Source organism: Paenibacillus sp. FSL M7-0802 (assembly GCF_038004945.1).
GTDB classification, from domain to species: Bacteria; Bacillota; Bacilli; order Paenibacillales; family Paenibacillaceae; genus Paenibacillus; species Paenibacillus polymyxa_B.
The window spans coordinates 3,412,423-3,438,350 of record NZ_JBBOSD010000001.1 but is presented as its reverse complement, the minus strand read 5'-3'; the positions used below and the strand labels follow the sequence as shown (position 1 = coordinate 3,438,350).

The 25,928-nt window shown below is 49.1% G+C and carries 12 protein-coding genes; 2 read left to right on the top strand and 10 right to left on the bottom strand.

Features of this window, described 5'->3' with window-relative positions:
• Window positions 1-48: 48 nt before the first annotated feature.
• The 6 genes from MHB54_RS15905 to argC all read right to left on the bottom strand — a co-directional run bounded on the left by MHB54_RS15905 (window position 49) and on the right by argC (window position 7,003).
• Complete coding sequence (locus MHB54_RS15905) at window positions 49-1,284, bottom strand: argininosuccinate synthase (protein WP_023990631.1); 1,236 nt, start codon at window positions 1,282-1,284, stop codon at window positions 49-51.
• Window positions 1,285-1,344: 60 nt separating this feature from the next.
• Entirely contained in the window at window positions 1,345-2,301 is a 957-nt protein-coding gene (gene argF, locus MHB54_RS15900) for an ornithine carbamoyltransferase (protein WP_264454456.1), read from the bottom strand.
• A 48-nt stretch (window positions 2,302-2,349) separates the two neighbouring features.
• Complete coding sequence (locus MHB54_RS15895) at window positions 2,350-3,612, bottom strand: acetylornithine transaminase (protein WP_023990633.1); 1,263 nt, start codon at window positions 3,610-3,612, stop codon at window positions 2,350-2,352.
• A 53-nt stretch (window positions 3,613-3,665) separates the two neighbouring features.
• Entirely contained in the window at window positions 3,666-4,505 is an 840-nt protein-coding gene (argB, locus tag MHB54_RS15890; protein ID WP_264454455.1) for an acetylglutamate kinase, read from the bottom strand.
• A gap of 118 nt (window positions 4,506-4,623) precedes the next feature.
• A complete protein-coding gene (argJ, locus tag MHB54_RS15885; RefSeq protein ID WP_264454454.1) occupies window positions 4,624-5,850 on the bottom strand; it encodes a bifunctional glutamate N-acetyltransferase/amino-acid acetyltransferase ArgJ in 1,227 nt (408 codons plus the stop codon).
• Window positions 5,851-5,953: 103 nt separating this feature from the next.
• A complete protein-coding gene (gene argC / locus MHB54_RS15880) occupies window positions 5,954-7,003 on the bottom strand; it encodes an N-acetyl-gamma-glutamyl-phosphate reductase (protein WP_076264494.1) in 1,050 nt (349 codons plus the stop codon).
• Between the two features lie 390 nt (window positions 7,004-7,393).
• Here argC and MHB54_RS15875 point away from each other — a divergent pair, with 390 nt between their 5' ends.
• Window positions 7,394-8,314 (top strand): SMP-30/gluconolactonase/LRE family protein, encoded by a 921-nt coding sequence (locus MHB54_RS15875; protein ID WP_013312255.1) that lies wholly within the window; start codon window positions 7,394-7,396, stop codon window positions 8,312-8,314.
• Window positions 8,315-8,408: 94 nt separating this feature from the next.
• Here the strand turns inward: MHB54_RS15875 and MHB54_RS15870 are convergent, their stop codons facing one another.
• The 4 genes from MHB54_RS15870 to hpf form a co-directional block, all read right to left on the bottom strand.
• Complete coding sequence (locus MHB54_RS15870; protein ID WP_023990638.1) at window positions 8,409-9,308, bottom strand: YitT family protein; 900 nt, start codon at window positions 9,306-9,308, stop codon at window positions 8,409-8,411.
• A gap of 96 nt (window positions 9,309-9,404) precedes the next feature.
• A protein-coding gene (gene prfB / locus MHB54_RS15865) for a peptide chain release factor 2 (protein WP_103744773.1) occupies window positions 9,405-10,518 on the bottom strand; the annotation gives its coding sequence in 2 pieces (ribosomal slippage) (window positions 9,405-10,445 and window positions 10,447-10,518; 1,113 coding nt in all).
• Window positions 10,519-10,963: 445 nt separating this feature from the next.
• On the bottom strand, window positions 10,964-13,414 hold the full coding sequence (secA, locus tag MHB54_RS15860) for a preprotein translocase subunit SecA (protein WP_023990640.1): 2,451 nt from the start codon (window positions 13,412-13,414) through the stop codon (window positions 10,964-10,966).
• A 412-nt stretch (window positions 13,415-13,826) separates the two neighbouring features.
• Window positions 13,827-14,387 carry a ribosome hibernation-promoting factor, HPF/YfiA family gene (gene hpf / locus MHB54_RS15855; protein WP_023990642.1) on the bottom strand — a complete coding sequence of 187 codons (561 nt, stop codon included), beginning with the start codon at window positions 14,385-14,387 and terminating at the stop codon, window positions 13,827-13,829.
• A 434-nt stretch (window positions 14,388-14,821) separates the two neighbouring features.
• On the opposite strand from hpf, the gene MHB54_RS15850 reads away from it, so the two are divergent.
• Complete coding sequence (locus MHB54_RS15850) at window positions 14,822-25,897, top strand: DUF7507 domain-containing protein (protein ID WP_264454453.1); 11,076 nt, start codon at window positions 14,822-14,824, stop codon at window positions 25,895-25,897.
• Window positions 25,898-25,928: the final 31 nt, after the last annotated feature.

The following is a 25,928-nucleotide window of genomic DNA, read 5'->3' as shown; positions in this document are numbered from 1 at the left end:
GTTTGGACAAGAACGGCCCGCATCCCGTACATTTTTTAGGTTACATCATTATTTATGATTTTGTGTTACGCCCGCGTTGACCTTCAAACGCAGAGCATTCAAGCGGATAAAGCCTGTTGCATCGCCTTGATCGTAGGCTTGTGTCGGATCGGCTTCCATGGTCGCAATGTCCGGGTTGTACAAGCTAACTGGACTTTTAACGCCTGCACCGATAACGTTGCCTTTGTACAGCTTCACGCGCACGGTACCACTGACATTTTTCTGACTCTCATGAACCAGAGCCTGCAAAGCGACACGTTCCGGTGCGAACCAGAAACCGTTGTAAACCAAGGTAGCATAACGGGTAATCAGACTATCACGCAGATTCATAACCTCGCGATCCATCGTGATAGATTCCATTTTACGGTGAGCTGTGAACAGGATCGTACCGCCCGGCGTCTCATAGACTCCCCGACTCTTCATACCAACAAAACGGTTCTCCACCATATCCACACGTCCGATACCATGTTTGCCGCCCAGTTCATTCAGTTTTTCCATCACTTGCAGTGGATTTAGCTGTTCTCCGTTCAAAGCGACGCAGTTACCTGCTTCAAATTCCAACTCCAAATATTCTGCTTCATCAGGAGCGTCCTCAGGCGCGTTGCTGAGCAAGAACATTTCTTTATTTTCAGGAGCACTTGGATCAAACCAAGGGTCCTCCAGCACGCCGCTTTCATAGCTGATATGCAGCAGATTACGGTCCATGGAGTATGGCTTGGCTGCAGAAGCAGTTACCGGAATGTCGTGTTTTTCCGCATAGGCAATCATTTCTGCACGGCCCGGGAACTGATTGCGGAACTCTTCCAGCCGCCAAGGTGCGATCACCTTGATATCCGGCGTCAACGCCGCCGCGTTCAGCTCGAAGCGCACCTGATCGTTACCTTTGCCTGTTGCCCCGTGAGCAATGGCTGTTGCTCCCTCGGCAATCGCAATATCGACCATCCGCTTAGCGATCAATGGACGTGCAATACTCGTTCCGAGCAAATATTGTCCTTCATATAAAGCACCCGCCTGGAACATCGGATAGATAAAATCCTTGGCGAATTCATCACGCAGATCATCAATGTACACTTTGGAGGCCCCCGTAGCGAGTGCTTTTTCCTCCAAACCGTCCAGTTCTTCCTTTTGACCGATATCTGCGGTGAATGCGATGATTTCAGCATCATAAGTTTCTTTGAGCCATTTCAGAATGACCGACGTATCCAGACCGCCGGAATATGCGAGTACGATTTTTTCTTTTGCCATTGTTGAAGTCCTCCCCGATTGCTTACCTTTATCTTCTTTACCTATCAATACCTATCAATCTTATGCCATTAAAGCAACTAACAGTGCTTTTTGCGCATGCAGACGATTCTCCGCTTCATCAAAAATGACCGAATTCGGACCATCGATTACGCCTGCGCTCACTTCTTCCCCACGATGCGCAGGGAGACAGTGCAGGAATAAATAATCCGGCTTCGCCAGCTTGACCAGCTCCTCATTCACCTGGAAGTCGGCAAAAGCAAGCTCCCGCTCCTTCTGCTCTTCCTCAAAGCCCATGCTCGCCCACACATCTGTGTAGATCGCATCCGCATCTCGTACTGCTTCCTGCGGACTTTGGGTTATAACGATCTCACTACCTGTCTGTTTGGCAATTTCACGGGAAGCTGCGACCACACTCGGGTCAGGCTCGTATCCAGCTGGACTTGCGATGGACACATGCACTCCAAGCTTCGCTCCCCCAATCAAGAGGGAATGAGCCATATTGTTACCGTCTCCGATGTAAGCCAATTTGAGCCCTTTTAGCTTACCCTTTTGCTCATACAAGGTTTGATAATCAGCTAGCACTTGGCACGGATGAGCTAAATCACTCAATCCATTGATCACAGGAACGGACGCATAACGTGCCAACTCTACAACATTATCGTGCCCAAAGGTACGAATCATAATGCCATCTAGATAACGTGACATGACTTGAGCCATGTCGCTAATCGGTTCGCCGCGTCCCAGTTGAATGTCATTTTTGCTGAGGAAAAGAGCATGCCCACCCAATTGATACATACCGACTTCGAAAGATACCCGTGTACGTGTAGAGGATTTTTCGAAAATCAGTCCGAGCGTTTTCCCTTTTAGCGGCTGATAGGTTTCTCCGTTTTTGTGCTTACGCTTAATTTCAATGGCGAGATCAATTAAATACTGGATTTCCTCTGAAGAGTAATCGTCCAGTTCCAGGAAGTCCCGCCCCTTCAAATTCATCTGCTGCAGTGCGCCGCCCTGGCTCATGCTATCGTCTCCTTTTGTACTCTAGTCTAGGATGATTTGGCCTTTACACTAAGCCACATGCTCCCGAATCAATTCAGCAATCAATGTTACAGCCTGATCTATTTCGTCTTTCGTTACATACAAGTTAGGCAACAGACGAATCACGTTCGGTCCTGCTGTAATGAACAGAATCCCCTTCTTCTGTCCTGCCAAAACAAGCTCCGCTACCGGTTCTGCACACTCAATACCGACCATCAGACCTTTTCCACGGATATCCTTTACAAAAGGACTATCTCCAAGCTGCTTTTGCAGACTATGGAAAAGGTAATCTCCCATCTCAGCTGCACGTTCTGGTAGCTTGTCATCAATAATCGTTTCAATAGTAGCTTGAACCGCTGCCATAGCAAGTGGCGTACCTCCAAAGGTAGAACCATGACTGCCCGCTGTGAACGCTTCACGCAAATATCCTTTGCCTAGCATCGCACCCACAGAGAAACCACTGCCCAGTCCTTTCGCCAATGTAAAGATATCCGGCTCTATACCATAATGCTCAAAGGAAAACAGTTTGCCCGTCCGTCCCATACCTGTTTGTACCTCGTCAATGATCAGCAGCAAACCATGCTCGCGGCACAGCTTTGTGATCACATCTACGAAAGCAGGGTCTACCGGATACATGCCACCTTCGGCCTGCACCATTTCCAGCATAATTGCCGCCGTATGCTCACTGATGGCTGCTTCAAGCGCCGTCTGATCATGAAGCGGAACACTTTTGAACCCAGCAGGAAGCGGTAAAAAACCCTCTTTAACTTTGTCCTGACCCGTAGCAGTCAAGGTTGCCAGCGTCCGTCCGTGAAAGGATTGCGTGAACGTAATGATTTCGTAGCGACCAGTCTGCTTTACCTTCTGGTGGTAACGACGCGCCAGCTTAATTGCAGCTTCGTTCGCTTCGGCCCCGCTGTTGCAGAAAAACACAGCATCCGCGCTGCTATTGGCTGTCAGCAAGGCAGCGGCTCGTTCTTGCCCCGGAATATGAAACAGATTGGATACATGCCACAGTTCATCGATCTGTTTTTTCAATCGCTCAGCTACTGCTTGAGGCGCATGGCCGAGATTGGTAACGGCAATGCCTGACATGAAATCCAGATAACGCTTGCCCTGATCATCCCACAGCCAGCTTCCTTGTCCTTTTACCAGTGTAAGCGGGTATCTTGCGTAGGTTGGAAAAAGAGAGCTTTCTGTCTGCGCTTTTGCCGACACCTTTTCCGTTTGCACTCCGCTTCCATCCGTACTTGGCATTTCCTCGCTCACCAGCGTATTCGGTTCCTTACTCATTATGTTCACGCTCCTTTATCGTTTGGTTATATAGGTCGAGCTATATATTGTAATTACTGCATACGCACGATGCGTGTTCCAATCGATTCTCCGCCCAGCACACGGCTTAGTACCTGCGGTTGGCTACCGTTCACAATGACGACTTCCTTCACTTTGCCGTGGATACAGGCAATAGCCGCTCTCACTTTCGGGATCATACCACCGTATATTTCACCTGTGCTGATCATATCCTCAATCTCCTGTACAGTGATAGAGTCCAGCACTCTCTTTTCTCCGCCATACTTCTTCAATATGCCTGGTACATCTGTAACGACGATCATCCGACTGACCCCCAGATGAGAGGCTACCGCACCCGCCGCTGTATCCGCATTAATGTTGTAACGCTGACCCGATCGATCAATCCCGATGGGTGCAATAACAGGCATATAGTCCATATCCAGTACACCTGTAATAATCGAGGCTTGAACGGATGTTACCTCTCCGACCCAACCGACCTCAGCGGCATTCGACACAGGCTTGGCTTCGATTAAATAGCCATCACTGCCTGACAACCCCAACGCTCGGCCCCCATGCATCCCTATTCTACGTACAATCTGCTTGTTAATGCTGCCTGCCAGTACCATTTCCACGACATCCAACACAGGTTCGGTCGTTTTGCGTAATCCATGAATAAACTCCGTTTCGATCCCCAGCTTCGCCAAGTTGTCGGAAATCGCAGGGCCACCGCCATGTACAATGACAGGTTGAAGACCTTCCGACTGCAAACGCGCCAAATCTTCAAAAAAGGAATCAGGTAACGCAGCCAGCGTACTTCCTCCGCATTTCATCACAAAATTACGACGTGCCACTCCCGCATGATTCGCTTGATCCGCGTGTTCCACTGCCGATTGCATATCATCTCTCCTTTTCTTCTCTGCATATCCGTGCCATTTTCAAATGATACTGGACTTCCATCCGCTCGTTGCTTCTAACAACTACTATCCTTATTCAATCCGTATTTTATTCTGGTACCTATGTCCGATAAGCTGCGTTAATCCGCACATAATCATAGGTTAGGTCACAGCCCCATGCTGTAGCGGTTCCGTTCCCGTGATGCAAATCAACAATAATCTGCACCGTATCTCCCCGCAAATAGGCTAGCGCCTCTTCTTCGCCAAAAGCGACCGGACTCGATTGGCTTAGCACAACAATATCACCCAAGCGAATATCTACCGTATCTGGATTAACAGGTTCTCCGGCACGCCCTACGGCCGCAATAATCCGTCCCCAATTCGCATCTGCTCCGAAAACGGCCGACTTGACCAGACTGGACCCAACCACTGTCTTGGCTATCGCTTGGGCGGACGCATCGCTTACCGCTCCGCTTACAGACACCTCTACCAGCTTCGTAGCACCCTCTCCATCGCGAGCAATTGCCTTCGCCAGCTCTCGGCAGATATAGGTGAACGCCTCGGCAAAAGCGTCCCAATCGGGATGCCCTACGTGCAGCTCACGGTTGCCAGCCAGTCCGCTCGCCATGGCGATTAGCATATCGTTCGTGCTCGTATCCCCATCCACCGTAATCATATTAAAGCTGGTATCCGTTGCCTGCTTTAATAGTTGATGAAGCGCCGTCTGTCCGATCACTGCATCACAGGTCATAAAAGCGAGCATCGTTGCCATATTCGGATGTATCATGCCCGATCCCTTGGCCGCCCCGGCGATGTGTACGGTCACACCGTCCACCTCAACCGCCACACATGCTTCCTTTTTAACCAAATCCGTTGTCAGAATGGCTTGGGTAAATTGCTCCGCTCCATCGTTTGCCCCGTTCATACGGTCAGGTAAGGAGGATATTCCGCCAAGCACACGATCCATTTTCAAATGCTCGCCGATCACGCCCGTCGAGGCGACGGCTACATTGCTCTCAGCAACACCCAGTTCACGAGCCGCAGCCGAACGCATAGCGTAGGCATCCTGCTCCCCTTGCTGTCCCGTGCAGGCATTGGCGTTCCCGCTGTTCACCACTACTGCCTGCAATCGACCATCTGCCAAGCTCTCGCGGGTCACCTTCAGCGGTGCAGCCTGAAACACATTGGTGGTGTACACCGCAGCAGCTGTCGCCTCTACCTCGCAACGAATCGCGCCCATATCGTTGCGGTTCGTATTTTTTAGTCCGCAGTGTAATCCCCCGGCTGTAAAGCCACGCGGAGTTACGATGTTCCCCCCGTTTACTACTGTAAACTCTACTTTGCCCATAATTATGTGCCCTCGTTCGCAACATATTCGATGAATGACAGCTGCCTGTATTCGAAATTCCGCTCGCTGACGTTTCCTGCATCTTGTTGCGGTTACTTGCTACTTACGGATATACCGGTATGAAGCCCAGCCCGAGGTTCTCCTCCCATCCCATCATCAAATTTAAATTCTGAATCGCCTGTCCAGCGGCACCCTTCACAACATTATCAATGACAGAAATAATCGTAAGACGCCCGGTTCGGGCATCTGCTGCAAAACCGATGTCGCAGTAATTCGAACCCAATACTTCCTTCGTTGCTGGCCATATACCTTCGCCACGTACCCGGACAAAAGGATGCCCTTTATAATAATCCCGGTATAACCCGATAAGATCCTGATCTGTATGGTCACCCTTTAGCGTGACATAAATTGTACTCATAATTCCTCGGGTCATGGGAACAAGTTGTGTCGTAAACGTAATCGTAACGTCCTCGCCCGCAACATCACCTAGTACCTGTTCGATCTCAGGGATGTGCTGGTGCTTATTCACCTTATAAGCCTTGAAATTCTCGTTCATTTCCGCATAATGCGAAACAAGACTTGTTCCCCTACCCGAGCCGGATACACCGGATTTGGCATCCACAATCAGCGACCGATGGTCAATCCAATCCGCTTTCAGCGCAGGAATAATCCCCAGCAATGTTGCGGTCGGATAACAGCCTGGATTTGAAATAAAAGAAACGCCCGCCAGCTTTTCTGCATACACCTCACTGAGTCCGTATACCGCTTGCTTGAGATACTCGGGTGAAGCCGCAGGCTTTTTATACCATGCTTCATACGTTTCCCCGCTTCGAAGCCTGAAGTCCCCGGAAAGGTCAATGACTTTCAGTCCTGCATCAAGAAGCTGCGGCACTAACTTGGTACTAACGCCCGATGGCGTAGCAGTGAAAACCAGATCGGCCTTGGCAGCAATTTCGTGGACTTCGACACCGTCCAAATCCTGCACCACAATGTCCGTTAGATGTGGAAACCCGTCACTGATTGGGACACCCGCGCTGGACGAAGAAATAACAGATACAATCTCTACTTGCGGATGATGAACCAAAAAACGAATCAGCTCCACCCCGCCATACCCGGTGGAACCGACAATTGCCACTTTTAACTTGCTGCTCACAGACCTTCCTCCATTCCGTTCCTATGAAATATGTATTATTATACGACTCTATTCATATAAATACAACACCTCATGTCATGTTATTCCTCCAAATTTAAAATATGCGCTCTTGTCTATTCTTTTGACGGACAAGCTGTACGAGCTATAATAAAGGAAATAAAAAATAGACAGAGAGTCTCTTGAATACAGTCTGCCGTTTTGCATAAAGAAAAGGGGGGGATATTCCCTTTAAATTATCTCATATATTGGTATTCATCTCGATTGGCTGTTTGCTGCACTTTATGAACTTGTTGAACATGAAGGGAGTCACATGGGCTGCATCTAGTGAATCTGCGCAGAGGAGCCGCTGAAGCGGATAATTGGGGTCGAAAATAAACTTAAACGTTAGGGGTGCTACACATCGAAACATATACAGCGAATATCGTTATAGATGCAAAGGCAAAGTTAGGCGAGGGTCCCAGCTGGGATCAGCGGTTTCAGCGTTTATTTTGGGTCGATATTGAAGGTTTTCAATTGCATATCTATGATCCTTCTACGTGCACAGATCGTACAATAGAGGTTGGTGAACATATTGGTGCAGTTGTACCTTATCTCAAAAATAAAGTGATCGTAGCGCTGATTAGCGGTCTATATTGTTTGGATATTGAGACAGGGGCCAAAGTATTGATCCATGATCCTGAGGAAGGTAAACTAGGTAATCGTTTTAATGATGGAAAATGCGATCCTACAGGACGTTTTTTAGCAGGAACAATGAGCCTAAATGGCGAACACGCGCAAGGAGCATTGTATAGTCTGAGCACAAAAGGCAATGTCTCCTTACTGGTTGATAAAGCTTCCATATCTAATGGATTAGCCTGGAGCGCAGATCATCGTACAATGTATTACATTGATACTCCAACATTGGAGGTCGTCTCCTTCGATTACGATGTGGCACAAGGCACGATTAGGAATAAGCAACTGGTGGCTAGATTGGATGAAAGTGAAGGGTATCCAGATGGCATGACAATCGATGCAGAGGGCATGTTGTGGGTCGCGCGATGGGGTGGTAAACGTGTCTCCCGTATCCATCCTGCTCATGGAGAAGTGATTGCTGAGGTGTCACTCCCCGTCAATTGTGTGACTTCGTGTGCTTTTGGCGGTGAACATCTGGATGAGTTATATATTACGACTGCTCAAGATAATGATAGTGCCGATCAACCATTAGCAGGCGGTCTATTTATGGTCAAAACAGGGGTAAGAGGAACGCTAACCTCGTATTTCAATCAAGGACAACCGGCAAATTGGCTTGAACGATTAGTAAAAAGAATCTAGTAAAGCTATTCTAAAAGAGAGAGGAGCCTACTACATTAGTGGGCTCTCCTGCATTGATTCAGTTAAGAGCAAGTCTCAGACAGGCCCCTTTGTTTTAGCTTTCCTTCTTAAACCCTTCACCCAATACCTCACGAGTATTACTAATAATCACAAAAGCTTCCGGGTCTACCAAGCGGACGAGCGTCTTGAGGCGAGTTACCTCGTTTTGTCCGACTACAACCATAAGAACAGGACGTTCTTCGTTCGTGTAACCACCCCGCCCTGCCAGCTCTGTCAATCCTCGGTCCAAATCCTGCAAAATAGCCTGCGTGATCGTTTCTTTCTGATTGGATATGATGTAAGCTACTTTGGAGTAGCTCAGTCCCATTTCCACAGCATCAATGACCTTACCAGTTACAAACAAGCCAATCAACGCATACAGCGCACGTTCCGGCGAGAGGGCGAAACCAGCCAGTGTAATCACCGTGCCATCCATCAACATGACACAGAGAGAAAGACTAAAGCCCGTATACTTTTGAATAATCTGCGCCAAAATAGCCAGTCCACCCGTCGAGCCCCTGCCCCGAAATACAGTCCCCAAACCCAACCCTACTCCGATTCCACCATATAGCGAAGCCAGCAACGGATTTGTTGTCGGAACTGCCCAGTCCTTCGTGACATAAACGAATAGCGGCAGCATAATACTTCCCAGTAAAGAACGCAAACCGTATTTTTTCCCTAACAGCAGGACCCCTGCTATAAATAACGGAATATTCATTCCCCACTGCGTATAGGCTGGTTCCAGGCCAAACAGGTCCTCACCCAAGATAGACAAGCCCGATACACCCCCGGATGCAATCCGGTTTGGAAGCAAGAACATGTTAAAGGTCAGCGCTGTAATGAAAGAGCCGAGTATAATCAGCAAAATGTCGGTCACGTTGCGTGCGGGTCCGCTGGCGGCAATCAGAGGCTTACGGCGTCTTCGGCGGGCAGCGGGGGGATTCAATTGAGACATCATTCGTGTTCTCCTTTAGTTAAAAATACCGTTACACAAAAATTCCTACAGTCCGCAGGCACATGGTCTGCAGACTGTAGGAAAACGTACAGGCTATTATTCTGCGTCCAGCTTAATTTGGCTGCGCAGGTAACCATCGATGAACGGATCGAGATCGCCATCCATGACAGCTCCTACGTTGCCAGTTTCCACGCTAGTACGATGATCCTTAACCATGCTGTATGGATGGAACACGTAGGAGCGAATTTGACTGCCCCATGCAATATCGGACTGTTCTCCGCGGATTTCGTCCAATTGCTGACGCTGCTCTTCGATCTTACGCTCGTAGAGCTTGGAACGGAGCATCGTCATTGCCTGCTCACGGTTCTTGATCTGGGAGCGCTCATTTTGACAAGTTACCACAATGCCGGAAGGAAGATGCGTAATTCGAACGGCTGAGTCGGTCGTATTAATATGCTGACCACCTGCACCGCTGGCCCGGTACGTATCAATTTTAAGATCCTCTGTCCGGATCTCAACGTCCACATCATCCGCAATTTCCGGTACGACATCGCAGGATACGAACGACGTATGCCGACGACCCGAGGAATCAAATGGAGAAATGCGAACGAGACGATGCACGCCTTTTTCTGCTTTGAGGTAGCCATAAGCATTATAGCCCTTGATCAGCAGCGTTACACTTTTGATCCCTGCTTCATCACCCGCAAGGTAATCCAGCGTTTCTACCTTAAAACCGCGTTTTTCTGCCCAGCGTGTATACATCCGTAGCAGCATTTGACCCCAGTCCTGCGACTCGGTTCCACCCGCCCCCGGATGCAACTCCAAAATGGCATTAAGCTTGTCATATGGCTGATTCAAAAGCAATTGGAGTTCAAACTCTTGAAGCTTGCTCAGCAAAGATCTGATACTATTTTCAATTTCTCCAGCCAGTGTTTCGTCGCCTTCCTCATCAGCTAGCTCAGCCATCATCCCCGCATCCTCATATTCCTGACGGAGCTGTTCATAGCTGTCTACAGAAGACTTAACCGCGTTCATTTCCGCGATCACGGCTTGAGCTTTATCGTTATCATCCCAAAAATCAGGCGCAGCCATCTTTTCCTCAAAGTTTGAGATCATTTCCTGTTTGAGATCTAAGTCAAAGAGACCCCCTAAGGTTTGTTAGTTTCTTGCCTATTTCTCTTAAATCATGTTTTACATTTGGATCAATCATGATGACATTCTCCTTTTAATATAGGGTTAGGGGAGTAAAAGCGTTGTGAGTTACGGCTGATGGGTAGGCGCTGCGCGAATGATTTGATCTTACGATCGCTGGCGCTTCTCCAGATTCAAATCCTCCGCTTCGCTGCCGACCGCCGTAGAGTCAAACGACTTTTAAATTATCGGCTCTGGTATATGAGCCGAGTCAAGAACTGAATTAACTGACAAACAAGCAGAGACCAGCTTGCTTGTCATAATTGTTTAAAAAGAATTGAGATCAAGCTAGCCATTCATCAATGTTCAAACTGATCCTCCAACAGAGACCTATAAGTTGAAAACATCAGTCTCACCCCTGTATGGCACAAAATGGCCGACGGTCAGTGGTTGAACTGCCGCCTGCCATTATATGCACTGCAGGGAATAGTGTATCTCAAGATCTCTCCCTTAATTTCAATCCGTTATTTTCTACGCGGACGCGAAGGAGCGGATTTCTTTTTAGGAGCCGCAGGTTCACCACTCGTCGAGATTTTGTCTTCGTCGATGACAGCCTGACGCTCTTGATTGGATTCGATTTGTGCTTTCATGATGTATGTGGCTACTTCCTCTTGGATGCTAGCAATCATAGCATGGAACATCTCGAAGCCTTCAAATTGATATTCGCGCAGCGGATCGGTACCGCCGTAAGCACGCAAGTGAATACCTTGACGCAATTGATCCATAGCATCAATATGGTCCATCCATTTGCTATCGACTGCACGCAATACGATAACCTTCTCGAACTCGCGTACCATATCTTCGCCAATCATTTCTTCACGGCTGTGGTATCTGTTGGTAACTTTCTCGAAGATCATATCCACGATCTCCTCTTTTTCCTTGCCCCACAGGTCGTCACGCGTAAGTGTATTTTCCTCAAGCAGGTTGTTGTTCACATACTCTGCTACTTCTTCAAGCTCCCAGTTTTCAGGAATGTCATCGCCGCAATGAGCTTCCACTACGCGCTCAATGACAGGCTTGATCATATCGAACACAATTTCCTTGATGTTCTCTGATTCCAGCACCTCACGGCGTTGCTTGTAAATAATAGCACGCTGCTGGTTCATTACATCATCATACTGGAGAACAACTTTACGCTGATCAAAGTTGTTGCCTTCGACACGTTTTTGAGCTGATTCGATAGCACGTGTAATCATACGGCTCTCGATAGGTTGGTCTTCCTCGAAGCCCAAACGCTCCATCATACTCAGCACGTTGTCCGCACCAAAACGCTTCATTAACTCATCGCCCAGCGATAAGTAAAACTGTGTGGAGCCCGGATCACCCTGACGTCCTGCACGTCCGCGAAGCTGATTATCAATACGACGGGATTCATGACGTTCTGTACCGATGATGTGCAAACCACCGAGTTCTGATACGCCTTCGCCCAGTACGATGTCAGTACCGCGTCCAGCCATGTTGGTAGCGATGGTAACTGCGCCAGCTTCACCTGCACGGGAAATAATCTCAGCTTCCTCAGCATGATACTTGGCGTTAAGCACTTTGTGACGAACGCCTTTGCGTTTCAGCATTTCAGAAAGAAGCTCCGAGTTTTCAATAGAAACCGTACCTACCAATATCGGTTGGTTCTTTTTGTTGCGCTCCAGGATTTCATCCACCACTGCATGGAATTTGCCTTTTACGCTCTTGTATACAACGTCAGGCATATCTACACGCTGGTTAGGCCGATTCGTTGGAATTTGGAGTACTTCCAGACCATATATTTTTTTGAATTCTTCTTCTTCTGTTTTCGCTGTACCCGTCATCCCCGCCAATTTGCGGTACATACGGAAATAGTTTTGGAATGTAATCGTCGCTAGCGTCATGCTTTCATTTTGTACAATGATGTTTTCCTTCGCTTCAATGGCTTGATGCAGACCATCACTGTAACGGCGTCCAGCCATCAGACGACCTGTAAACTCATCGACAATCAGGACCTCACCGTCAGCTACGACATAGTCCACATCCAAACGCATAATAGCATTAGCCTTCAATGCCTGTACAATGTGGTGATTGATTGTAACACTTTCCTGATCGTACAAGTTTTCAAGACCAAAGAAATTCTCGGCCTTGGATACGCCGTTTTCGGTCAAAGCAACCGACTTCACCTTAATATCCAGCGTGTAATCTTCTTCAACACTCAGGCTCTTCACAAAACGGTCAGCCGCGAAATACAGCTCTGTCGATTTCTGAGCTTGTCCTGAAATAATCAATGGCGTACGGGCTTCATCGACGAGAATAGAATCGACTTCATCAATGATACAGAAGTACAACGGACGTTGTACCATCTGCTCTTTGTAAAGCACCATATTATCACGCAGATAATCGAACCCGAACTCGTTGTTTGTACCGTACGTGATGTCACAAGCATAGGCTGCCTGCTTGGCGGCATGATCCATATTGGCCAAATTCAGCCCTACGGACATTCCCAGGAAGTTATAAATCTGTCCCATTTCTCCGCTGTCACGTTGCGCCAAATAGTCATTGACCGTAACCACGTGCACGCCTTTGCCCAACAGAGCATTCAAATAAACCGGCAGTGTTCCTACCAGTGTTTTACCTTCACCGGTTTTCATCTCGGCAATTTTACCTTCATGCAGCGCAATACCGCCGAGCATCTGTACGTCATAATGACGTTTACCCAGCACCCGCTTGGACGCTTCGCGAACCGTTGCAAAAGCTTCCGGCAAAATTTCTTCAGCCGTAGTCCCTTGTTCGACCCGAGCTTTAAATTCTGCCGTCTTCGCTTGCAACTCCTCATCCGAGAGCTTTTCGAAATCCGGCTCTATCTTATTGATCAGTTCAACCGTCTTCATTAAACGCTTGACGTCACGTTCATTGGTATCTCCGAAGATTTTCTTAACAATTCCTAGCATGGTTTACCCCTTTCGCGCAAAACAATTAATAGAATCAATTTCACAATAAGAAAGGGTCCATGATGAAATTGATTCCCGATATGTTTGACAGGCCCGGCTGTACCAGCCCATCGTGCGATGTTCTTTGCATAAATTGTAACAGTTTGTAGGACATGCCGCAACACAAGCAGCCTCCAGATTTGCATCCGGTTAAAGATACCAAAACAATTGACGCACGAAATACACAACTTCGTTACGCTTATCCAAGTTAAAATTTCCTTACATTTACAAAAAAACATATAAAAGAGCCCTATCCCGCCAGGTTCGCAAGGATAAGGCTCGTGTTGTTTTCATTTTCCTAATATCCATGAAGCATGCTTCAATCGAAATCGTTCTATTCATTTTAAAATGTGAAAAGTTCCTACTTCACAGGCTATTCTCGTTCGATCAGACCGTATTTACCATCATTGCGCTTGTAAACTACGTTAACTTCTTCGTTGTCAATATTGGAAAACACAAAGAAATTATGTCCAACCATGTTCATTTGAAGAATAGCTTCTTCCACATCCATAGGTTTCAATAAGAAACGCTTGGTGCGGACGACTTCCAGCTCATCCAGTTCTACATCCTCATCTTCAGCAACAGCCACGCCACCTGCCGGATCTTCCACAAAAAGGGTTTTCAAACTGCCTTCCTGACGGAATTTACGGTTTAGCTTGGTTTTGTGCTTGCGAATTTGCCGTTCAAGCTTGTCTACCACGGCATCAATGGATGAATACATGTCATCGCTCTCGTCTTCGGCACGGAGTACAAGCCCCGGCAAAGGAATGGTTACTTCTACAGTGTGCAAATCTCTGGTTGTGCTTAACGTTACACTTCCATCAGACGTCGGGGGTGCATCGAAATACTTTTCAAGTCTGCTGAATTTCTTATCAACGTAGTCCTTCAAAGCGTCGGTAACCTCGATCTGTTGACCTCGTACTGTTAAGTTCATAGGGCACGCCTCCTTTGCTCCTTCAGTATAGCACATATGTTAACGCCAAGTAAAAAAAGAGACCAACATTTCGAAGCTATTTTACAAAATTCTTCTTTTTTCGCTAAAACGCTTCCGATAACGTCATTCTTTGAAAACAGGTATGTTTAAAATTGACTTGCATACATATGTGAATAATGAGTGCATATATAAATATTGCCCCGCTGACGTCACGACAAACAACTATTTTGGGCTTCATGCTAAGCTATTTTATCGAAAAAGGGGGTGGCCTTTTCCCGCTGGATTAGGTACATGGGCTTGTGCGATATGCAAGGCCTGGTTATAACGCAGGCAATTTATACGAAAGGATTATTACACCCAGCCTAGCTGGCTCTTCCTATACGAAAATCCTAAGATAACGGATTTGGAAGAGATGGAAAGTAGGAAGCTAATCCATGGCTTTTATTCAGCGTTACGTAACGAACCAGACGGGGGCTGTCACCTTTATAGGGAATACACTTGGGCTGGCACGCTCTAATTCGGTAGGAGTGCCGGGAACAGCGACCAGCATTGGCGCGTTCATCACAACTAATACAGCCTCTCGCTTCGGTACGTATCCATTTGGCACGACTTCTACCTTTACCAGTAACTCATCGACAGCATTCCTTGTGCTCCCTGCGGGCAGTACGGTGCTGTATGCTGAGCTTATTTGGGGAGGAAGTTATGCCAACGGCAGTACCAATGTATTGTCCAGCACCAGCAACCCTGTCACATTTCAGACACCTGCTTTATCTACTACGGTCAGTCCTGAATCTGCAACATCGGTCAACGTCACTAGTCTCAGTACCTATGTGAGAACAGCGAATGTCACAAATCTGGTCATTCAAGGTGGCGCTGGTGCGTATACGGTCGGAAATGTGACGGGCACCATCACGGTTCCCGATTCCACCAACACCAACCATGCCGGCTGGACGCTGGCTGTGGTGTACAATAACCCGTCTCTGCCCTTCCGCAACCTGTCGCTACGTGTTGGTGGTGAAGGGGTCAGTACCGCTACAGGCTCGGTCAATGTAGTGGTGAGCGGCTTTGCCACACCTGTGCAGGGGACTTTGCGTGGTAGGGCGCTGATTAGCGCCCAAGAGGGTGACGTGGACATTACGGGTGACCGTGCGTTGTTTGGACCTACCACATCGAGTTTGACTGCGCTGTCTGGGCCTAATAATTTTTCGACTAATTTTTTCGCTTCCCAAATTAACGGTGACGACGGTACATTGGTCACGACGGGGACCTTCGGTACAACTAATGCCGTGAATGGAGCACCTGGAACGCAGGTCACGGGTGGACGGCAAGGTTGGGACATTACCAATGTCGATATTTCCTCCACGCTGCTCAATAGCCAAACCACAGGTGTCCTCCAGCTGACAACAAATGGTGACATTTACACTGTAAATGCCAATGCCATTCAAATTGATATCAATGCTCCACTGGTGACCCTGACCAAAACTGCCAGCTCTACAGGCTTGGTTATTGGCGATACTGTGACCTATACGGTTAACATTTCGAATACGGGGCTCGTCAGTGCTTCCAACACAGTACTTACCGATACCATACCAGCTGGGGCTACCTTCGTACCCGGCAGTGTTGTTGTCGCGGGCACAGCCCAGCCAACAGCCAATCCCGCTACAGGTATCACAGTGGGCAGTGTAGCTCCTGCTTCCACGGTGACCATTACATTCCGTGCAACCGTCACTTCATTGCCAGCAAACACCCAGCTGGGCAATCAAGCATCGGCATCCTTTTCCTTCCAAACCGTGCCTGGAGGACCTGTCATTTCTGGCAACGTTCCGTCCAACACTGCCAGTACACCAATCTACCAACCTGTTATTGGAATTGTTAAAAGTGCCAATACAACGGCTGCTACAGTTGGAGATACGATTACGTACACGTTTCAGATATCCAACACGGGCAGCATTGCTGCAAATCTCAGCTTTTCGGAGAGCATTCCCGCCGGATCATCCTTCATACCGGGCAGTGTGACCATTGGTGGTTCTTCCGTGCCTGCTGCCAATCCCGCTACTGGTTTTTCAGTAGGAACGATTAATACAGGTGCTACTGTACCCGTGACCTTCCAGGCCCTCGTCAACGCGGTTCCCGCCTCTGGTAATTTGACCGATCAGGCGGCTTACACGTATACCTTCACACCGCCTGACGGACGTATATTGAACGGAAGCGGGACGTCCAACACGCTCACCATTCCCGTATCCTCACCAAATGTGACCGTGACAAAAGCCTCTTCCCTGGCGGCAGCCGCAGTCGGAGAGACTGTTCAATTTACCATAACCGCCACAAACAACGGAATCGCCAATGTGACCAATGTAGTCGTTACCGATCCGCTGCCAAGCGGAGTTGCCTTTGTACCTGGTAGCGTCACCGTGAACGGAACTGCTTCTGCGACTGCTACACCTGTGAACGGTATTCCGATCGGCACTTTAGCTCCAGGCGCATCGGTTACGGTTGTATTTCGGGCAGCCATTAATTCTCTACCTTCTCCTGCACAAATCAACAATCGTGCAACTGTCAGCTTCACTTCCGGGGCCTTTACCGGATCATCTTTGTCCAATCTTGTAACCATACCTGTCGTTATTGCAGCGCCGACGATTACCAAAAGCGCCAGCTCCAACCGTGCCAGCGTTGGCGGGACGATTACTTATTCATTTCTCATCGCTAATACCGGAACAGCCGTATTAAACACGACCTTGACGGAAACTGTACCGACAGGCTCCACCTTTATTCCCGGAAGCGTCATTGTTGGCGGGTCCTCAGTGCCAGGCGCCAATCCTAATACGGGAATTTCAGTAGGCACCGTAAACCCTGGTGCACAAATTACAGTCTCATTCCGGACGACAGTGGATTCGCTACCACCCGGGGGTGGATTAAACGATCAGGGCCTGCTCCAATATTCATATCAGTTGCAAGACGGAAGAACCCTGTCGGGCTCGCTTCTCTCCAATATTGTTTCCGTATCGATTTCTCTTCCCAACGTAGCAGTAACCAAGTCTGCGGGATTCACATCCGTTAGTGTTGGCGAAACGCTGACCTACAGCGTGAACGCCGTTAATAACGGAATTGACCCCATCACAAACACCGTAATTACCGATCCACTCCCCGGCAGCGTGTCATTTGTACCCGGAAGCGTAACCGTCGGTGGTTCACCTGTGAGCACAGCCGACCCAAGAAGTGGCATTCCAGTCGGCACCATTGGCGCAGGCGCATCCGTGCAGGTGTCCTATGCTGTGCTGGTCAATGCCGTTCCATCCGTGCAGCCGCTGCAAAACACAGCCAGTGTCAGCTTCACCAGTGGTGCTTTTACCGGAACATCCCAGACAAATACCGTCTCTGTGCCGGTTTATCAGCCTCGTATCAGTGTGGTCAAATCTGCAAATACAACAGCAGCTACGATAGGCGACACGATTCTGTACACATTGTTAGTCACGAACAGCGGCAACTATAATGCTTCTGTAACGCTGACAGATGCTATTCCTGCCGGGTCCACATTTATGGAGAACAGCGTGGTAATCAATGGCGTTAGTCAGCCTGGAGCCAGTCCAGCAGCAGGTATTTTCATCGGAACCGTGTCGCCGCAAAGCCCTATCACACTGACATTCCAAACTGTAGTGGCTACCCTTCCAACACCATCCCAACTGACAGACCAGGCCACCGCCGCCATTTCCTTTACGTTGCCCGATGGGCGAGTGCGAACAGATAGCACATCGTCCAACGTGTTATCCATTCCCGTGTCTGCGCCGAATGTGTCCATTTTGAAGACTGCAGACCGTTCCACCGCCATTCCGGGTGATTCGGTGTTATACACCCTGACCGTACTCAACAACGGAATCCAGACCGTGAGCAATGTGGTCGTTTCCGATCCTATCCCGGCCGGCTCTCAATTCACTGCCGGTAGCGTAACGCTGAATGGCTCCACAATAGCCAGTGGAGATCCGTCTTTAGGTATCGTAATTGGGAGCATTGCCGCTGGAGGGGGAGCTACAATCACTTTCAGGGTAACGGTATCCTCTCCATTACCAAGTCCGCCGCAGCTCACCAATCAATCGCGTGCCAGCTATACCAGCGGTGCTTTTTCAGGCGTATCAGTATCTAACCCAGTGACAGTGGCTTTGAACGCTCCGGTATTAAGCGTAAGCAAAACCGCAGAACCTATATCAACCACAGTCGGGAACATCGTAACGTACTCCGTGGCAGTAACCAACAGCGGTAATATTGCAGCTGCTGCCACATTGACAGACAATATCCCCGCAGGCTCAGCACTGGTACCGAACAGTGTGGTCGTCAACGGTGTTCCTGTTCCCGGTGCCAGTCCCGAAGCAGGTCTGTCTATTGGCTCCATTGCACCTGGAGCCGCGACTCAAACAACTTTTCAGGTGGTGATTACTTCCGTGCCTTTACCTCCCCAACTCACCGACCAGGCGAATATCAGCTTTTCCTTTCAACCGCCGGATGGCCGGATTGTTAACGGCAATGTTTCGTCCAATATTGTCACAATTCCTGTATCGTCACCCAATGTGCAAGTAAGCAAAAGCGCTTCGGTAGCTGACGCCGTTCCTGGGGATACGATAACCTATACCATTACAGCTACCAATAGCGGAGTCCAAACCGTGACGGATGTTCGGGTAAACGATACGATACCGTCGGGCTCCACTTTTATTCCTGGCTCGGTTATTGTAAATGGAACGACATTGCCGTCAGCCAGCCCCTTAACGGGGATTCCAATCGGTTCCATCGCTGCTGGTGCGTCAACAACCGTCACCTTTTCCGTGTCTGTCAACAGCCTGCCTGACCCACCTCAGCTGAGTGATCAGGCTACAGTTTCTTTTACCAGCGGTACACTGAATTTCACATCACTCTCCAACACAGTTGTCGTCCCTGTTTACCAGCCTATTGTCAGTCTTGTTAAAACTGCAAATACGAGTCAAGCAACGGTAGGCGACACCGTAGTCTATACACTCACTGCTCAAAATACAGGTAATCTAGCAGCGACCGCCACCTTCACCGATGCCATTCCATCTGGTTCCTCCTTTATACCGAATAGCGTCACCGTGAACGGTCAGCCTGTTGCTGGAGCCAATCCCCAATCAGGGGTATTGGTCGGAAACATTGCAGCGGGGGCTTCTGTCGCCCTTACCTTTCAAGTGGTCATTAACGCTGTCCCTGCTGGCCTGGGTCTGTTAAATCAAGGTTCGGCCACATTCACCTTCCAGCCACCTGACGGTCGCACATTAAATGGAAGCGCACAATCGAATCCGGTGTTCATTCCCGTATCCAATCCGAATGTCACCGTGACCAAAACGGTCAATCAGACCTCTGTAGCCTTCGGCGATACCATTACGTATACCATTAACGCAGTAAATAGCGGTATTACACCCGTAACGGGAACTGTCTTTATCGACCCGATTGCTGATGGCACTACTTTTATACCTAACTCCGTACAAGTCAATGGTGTCACTATACCGGGAGCCAACATCGCCACAGGCGTATCCGTAGGCACTATCCCTACTGCCAGCTCAGTAACGGTCACCTTCCAGGCAACGGTAACATCCTTGCCAGCGTCAGGTTTGTCAACGGATCAGGCAACGGTCTCCTTTAATTCCGGGGCTTTCGCAGGTCAATCCGCCTCGAATCAGGTCAGCCTGCCTGTATTTCAGCCAATCTTGAATGTGACCAATACCCTCAGTGCAGATCGTGCAACCGTAGGGAATACACTTGGCTTTTTCATCACTGTAACCAATACCGGCAACGCGCCCGCAGAAACGGTCGTGCTTGATCTGTTGTCCAGCTCGCTTAGTCTGAATCAAAATAGCGTACTGGTCAACGGTTCGCCCATTCCCGGAGCAGACCCGATTACAGGCATTAATATCGGTTCGGTCGCCCCAGGTGCGACGGTAACCGTCTCGTTTAGCGCCGTGGTCATATCAGTACCACCTGGCTCCATACTAACCAACCAGGCCACTGTGAGCTACACGTTCCAATTGCCCGATGGACGAACGCTGAGCGGAAGCGGAGCGGCCCTGCCTGTATCCATTCCGATCTCGTCACCGAATGTAACAGTCACGAAGGCAGCTGATGTGGCTGTCGCTGTCGTGGGTGATTCTGTCCCCTATGTCATAACTGCGTTCAATAACGGACTCGATCCTGTTACTAGCGTAATCGTCACGGATACCATTCCTTTTGGAACCGCCTTTGTCCCGGGCAGCGTTACAATTAATGGTACGCCTGTTGTTACAGCCAACCCACAAAACGGTATTCCTGTCGGAACGCTTGGAGCTGGTGGCGGAGCTACCATTCGCTTTTTGCTTAACGTACAATCTCTGCCGTCGCCAGCGTCCATTACCAATGAGGCGACCGTAAGCTTTACTTCAGGTGCATTTAATGGATTTTCGGTATCCAATCCCGTTACCATCCCTGTGTATCAACCGATCGTCACTGTAACTAAAAGCGCGGGAACGGGAAGAGCTACGGTTGGAGATACGGTAACCTATACATTCTCCGTTACAAACTCTGGAAACATCGGTGCAGATACCGTCCTTAGTGATCCCATCCCGGCAGGGGCTGCCTTTATCCCTAATAGTGTAGTGATCAATGGCACCGCCGCACCTGGCTCAGATCCAAGTGTTGGGATTCCATTAGGTATCATAGGTGCAGCTACGACTGTCACTCTGACCTTTCAGGCAGTCATTACCTCACTGCCCGCATCAGGTACATTGGTCAATCAGGCGACCGCAGCTTACAGCTATCAACCTCCAGATGGTCGTGTCCTGACTGGAAGTGCAGTATCTCCGTCCGTGACCGTCTCGGTCTCTTCGCCAGATGTGGACGTTATCAAAACAGCATCCGCTACAGATGCCGTAGTCGGAGATACCATTACGTATACTGTGATTGCTACGAATAACGGAATCAGTCAAGTCGTCAATGCCGTTGTATCTGATCAGCTGCCGCCCGGCACCAGCTTTGTTCCGGGTAGCGTAACCGTAAATGGAACTTCTGTACCTGCTGCGTCACCAAGCTCCGGTATCCCTGTAGGCACCATTGCAGTAGGTGGTTCGGCAGCAGTTACATTCCAGGTCTCCGTCGTTAGTCTGCCGCAGCCGCCGCAAATAACCAATCAAGCGACCGTTAGCTTTACTTCAGGCGCGTTGACCACGTCTTCGCAATCCGATCCGGTTACCTTGCCTGTTTATCAGCCGATCATCGGCCTGACCAAAACCGTCAATACCGTCAACACACAGATCGGATCAACATTGGTCTATACCCTGACGCTAACTAATACCGGAAATATTGCTGTTATACCTGTGCTGTCAGATAACATCCCCGCAGGTTCTGAACTACTGCCTAACAGCGTAGTCGTTAACGGCATCCTTGTCCCGGGAGCTTCGCCAGTTACAGGCATAACGCTCGGATCACTGGCCCCTTCAGGCAGTATTACAGTGAGTTTCCAAACCATCGTCTCGTCTCTGCCAACTCCGCCTATATTGACCGACCAAGGGCAAGCGGACTTTACCTACTCACCACCTGACGGTAGAGTACTGAGCGGTTCTGTCACATCGAATACAGTCAACGTTGCTGTGTCTGCACCTAATATTCAGGTGATTAAAACATCCAGCCTGGCAGCCGCTGTAGTCGGAGATACGATCAGATATACACTGAGCATCACGAATAGTGGCGTGGATTCAGTCACAGATACTGTTGTAACCGATACAATTCCTGCAGGTACCTCCTTCGTTCCGGGCAGTGTCCTAATCGACGGAGTAGCCTTCCCTAATGCCTCTCCGGTTGCTGGAATTGCCATCGGAAACGTCGCACCTGGAAATACATTCGTCGTCAGTTTCCAGACAACTGTCCAGTCTTTGCCGCAGCCACCACTGCTCTCAGATATTGCAGCCGTCACGTTTACTAGCGGAACGTTCACTGGCACTGCCTTTTCCGATCCACTCATCGTACCTGTGTTCCAACCGTTAATTGCAATTACTAAAGCATCCAGCACTCTTAACGCCTCCGTCGGCGATACACTGACCTACACGATTACAGCCGTGAATAGCGGCAATATTGCAGCAGCGCTTACCATCAGTGATAACATCCCGGCCGGATCGACTTTCCTTGCCAACAGTGTCAGCATTGCTGGCAGTCCGCAACCTGGATTGTCCATCGAAACTGGCGTTCCAGTTGGATCCGTGTTGCCAGGCGGAACGGTATCCGTAACGTTCCAAACCATTATCAATACACTGCCTAATCCACAGGTACTGGTCGATCAGGCATCAGGCTCATTCACTTTCCAACCACCAGATGGCAGAACTGTATCCGGATCTGCGGTATCCAATTCAGTTAGTATCTCTGTATCCTCACCAGACGTTAGCATTGTCAAAGGAACGGCGGCTACCGACGCCATTATTGGCGATATCATCACCTACACACTGGCTGTCTCCAACAATGGGATCAGTACAGCCAATAATATAGTGGTTTCAGATATGATTGCGGCGGGAAGCTCCTTTGTAAATGGCAGTGTTACCATAAACGGAACTTCCTTCCCTGATGGAAATCCTGGATTTGGTATTGCCATCGGTACACTCGCTCCAGGAGCTGTTACTACTGTTACGTTCCAGGTTCGAGTCGATTTCTTGCCCACACCGGCACAATTAAACAATCAGGCATCCGTTAGCTTTACCAGCGGGGCATTTACTGGTAGCTCAACATCTAATGTAATAACCATTCCGGTCTTCCAGCCGATCCTGACAGCAGTCAAAACAAGCAATACCAATAATGCCACAGTCGGAGACATCATCACTTACACGATTGTCGTATCCAACACGGGTAACATTGCAGCCTCAACTACTGTAAGTGACAATATTCCGGACGGCTCTGTATTCCTTCCGAACACAGTCTCGATTAACGGCATTGCAGCTCCCGGTGCAAGCCCAGTTTCCGGCATCCCGACTCCAGCCATACCACCAGGACAATCGGCAACCGTCACTTTCCAAGTGCTGGTATCTTCCATCCCTGCAACCGTATTACTGGTCGATCAGGCTGAGGTAGACTATCGCTTTAATGCACCAGATGGGCGAGAGGCAGGCGGTTTCCATTTATCCAACATTGTTGAGGTTGCCGTGTCACCGCTAGACATCACATTAAGTAAAAGCGTAAGCTCACCTTTCGCCACTACTGGCGATACCTTGACGTATGAACTCGTGATCCTCAACGAGGATACGAATACCGTGCAAGATGCCCGTTTGCTGGATACTTTGCCAGAGGACATCGAGTTTATTACAGGTTCAGTTCAGATTAATGGATCTACGGTGGTAGAAAGCGATCCCGGCACTGGCATATCTTTGCCACCGTTAGAAGCGAATACCAAGACTGTCATATCCTTTGATGTCCGTATCACAGCGACAGAACAGCCAGGACCACGTACGAACCAGGCGCGTTTGTTACTCTCAAATGGTGAAGAAGCGAGTGCCGTTTTGTCCAATGCTGTCACCATTGCCTTACTTCAGCCTGTGGTGAAACTGACGAAAATAGCCAGCACGGAGAGCGTACAGCCAGGCCAAAGCATCACCTATTCCATCGTCGCAGAAAATACGGGAAATATCGGTGCGTTTGGCTTGTTAACGGACTCATTGCCATCGGAGCTTTCTTTTGTTCCCGGCTCTGTTTCGGTTAATGGAATCCCTCAATATGGGGTCAGTCCAGGGCAAGGCATTGCCCTAGGTACCATCGCACCAGGAGAAAAAACGACTTCCGTCTTCTCCGCGCTTGTCGTTCGTGCCTCCGAGTCTGGCACACTGGTGAATCAAGCTTCACTGGCTTACTCCTACCAGCTGCCGGACGGACGAAGCACGAATCTGGTAACTGCTTCACCTTCTATCTCGGTTAAAGTAGCCCCTACTGCTAAAGGAGCCTTGTCAGCTGTGCTACGCACAACAGTATCTACTGTCGCATTAGGCGATGCTGTGCCTTATCAGCTGACTCTTGTTAATGATGCAGGCTCAGTCATTACCGATGTAGTGTTAGCCGATTACGTACCGAATGGAACCATCATAAACCCGGACAGCTTGAAAATTAACGGTTCTCCACCTGCTTCTAGCAAGCCAGGTGAACCATTATTTATCGGCAGCTTACAGGCGGGACAGACAATGGATGTATCCTACAGCGTGAACGTTCAGTCTCTGCCTCTCGGAGGACGTCTAAACAATAGCGTACGGCTCCATTATGCTGGCAATGAGGGTGCGAGCGAGGTTACCAGCAACACCGTGACTATAACTGTTTTTGATCCACAGCTTGCCGCAAGTATCTCTACGGAAAATACGGAGGCCATCGCAGGAGAAAGCCTTACTTATACGGTACTGCTCAACAACTTTGGCAACGTAACATCCGAAGTTACACTGCAAAATTTCATTCCTGCCGGGACTCTATTGATTCCTGACAGCATACAGTTGAACGGTCAATCACTGTTGGGAACCGATCCTGCTGTCGGTGTTAGTCTGGGGTCTGTGGAACCTGGACAGTCATTGACACTGACTTATCAAGTGACCGTATCGGAGACGCCTCCATCTGGCTACATCGTAAATCAAGCTGCCTTTGCCTACTCGTTTACGTTACCTGGAGGAAGAGTCGTATCAGGGACATTGACTACGAATACCGTTACCATCCCAGTTGTATTCCCACTGCTCGAATTAGTTAAAAAAGTGAATACCACGGATGCCTCTGTAGGAGACATACTCACCTTCACCATTCAGATTACAAACAAAGGAGGAATTCCAGCACAGTATCCGCTGTTCACAGACCCGTTGCCGCATGGACTCATTTATTTACCCAACAGCCTAACTATCCAAGAAAAAGCACAGCCAGGCGCTAATCCCGCCGCAGGTATCACGCTTCCGGATATTGCACCAGGGGAGACGCTCACCCTTACGCTCCAGGCACAAATTCGTGAAGCACCAACAGAGGGAACATTCAGCAACCAAGCCACCATCGAATATACCTCACGTCGTAGTGGAGGAGAGACCATCCAGGAAACAACCCAAACCAACACCGTCGGCGTGACCGTTATTGCAGCCATCCCTAAACTTACACTTAGCTCCAGCGCTTTGCGTGTCGGGCAAGAAGATACCCTGTCCTTCACCGTCCATGTGGAAAACATTGGCAATACTCCGCTGGAAGAACTCTTGCTCACTGCACCATTTGCAGCCGAAGATTTCATTTTGTTGCGAACTGTCACCGTGAATTCTGTGCCGCTTCCGCATCCTAACCTGCTCCAAGGTATTCCGTTAGGTCGGCTTGACCCAGACCACAAAGCCGTTATCGTCTTTTCTTTCGACATCGAATCTGCGCTCCGCGCGTATCTGATCGCCCAGGTCATCCTGCGCTATCAATTCCGCTATCCAGACGGAAGCGTAGAGAAACAATCTGCCTCCTCCAATACCATTTTTGTGGAGATGGCTGACTTTGATGGTTCTCTAGAGTAAATGTTCTATTGTGTCGAGCTCCTTACCACTG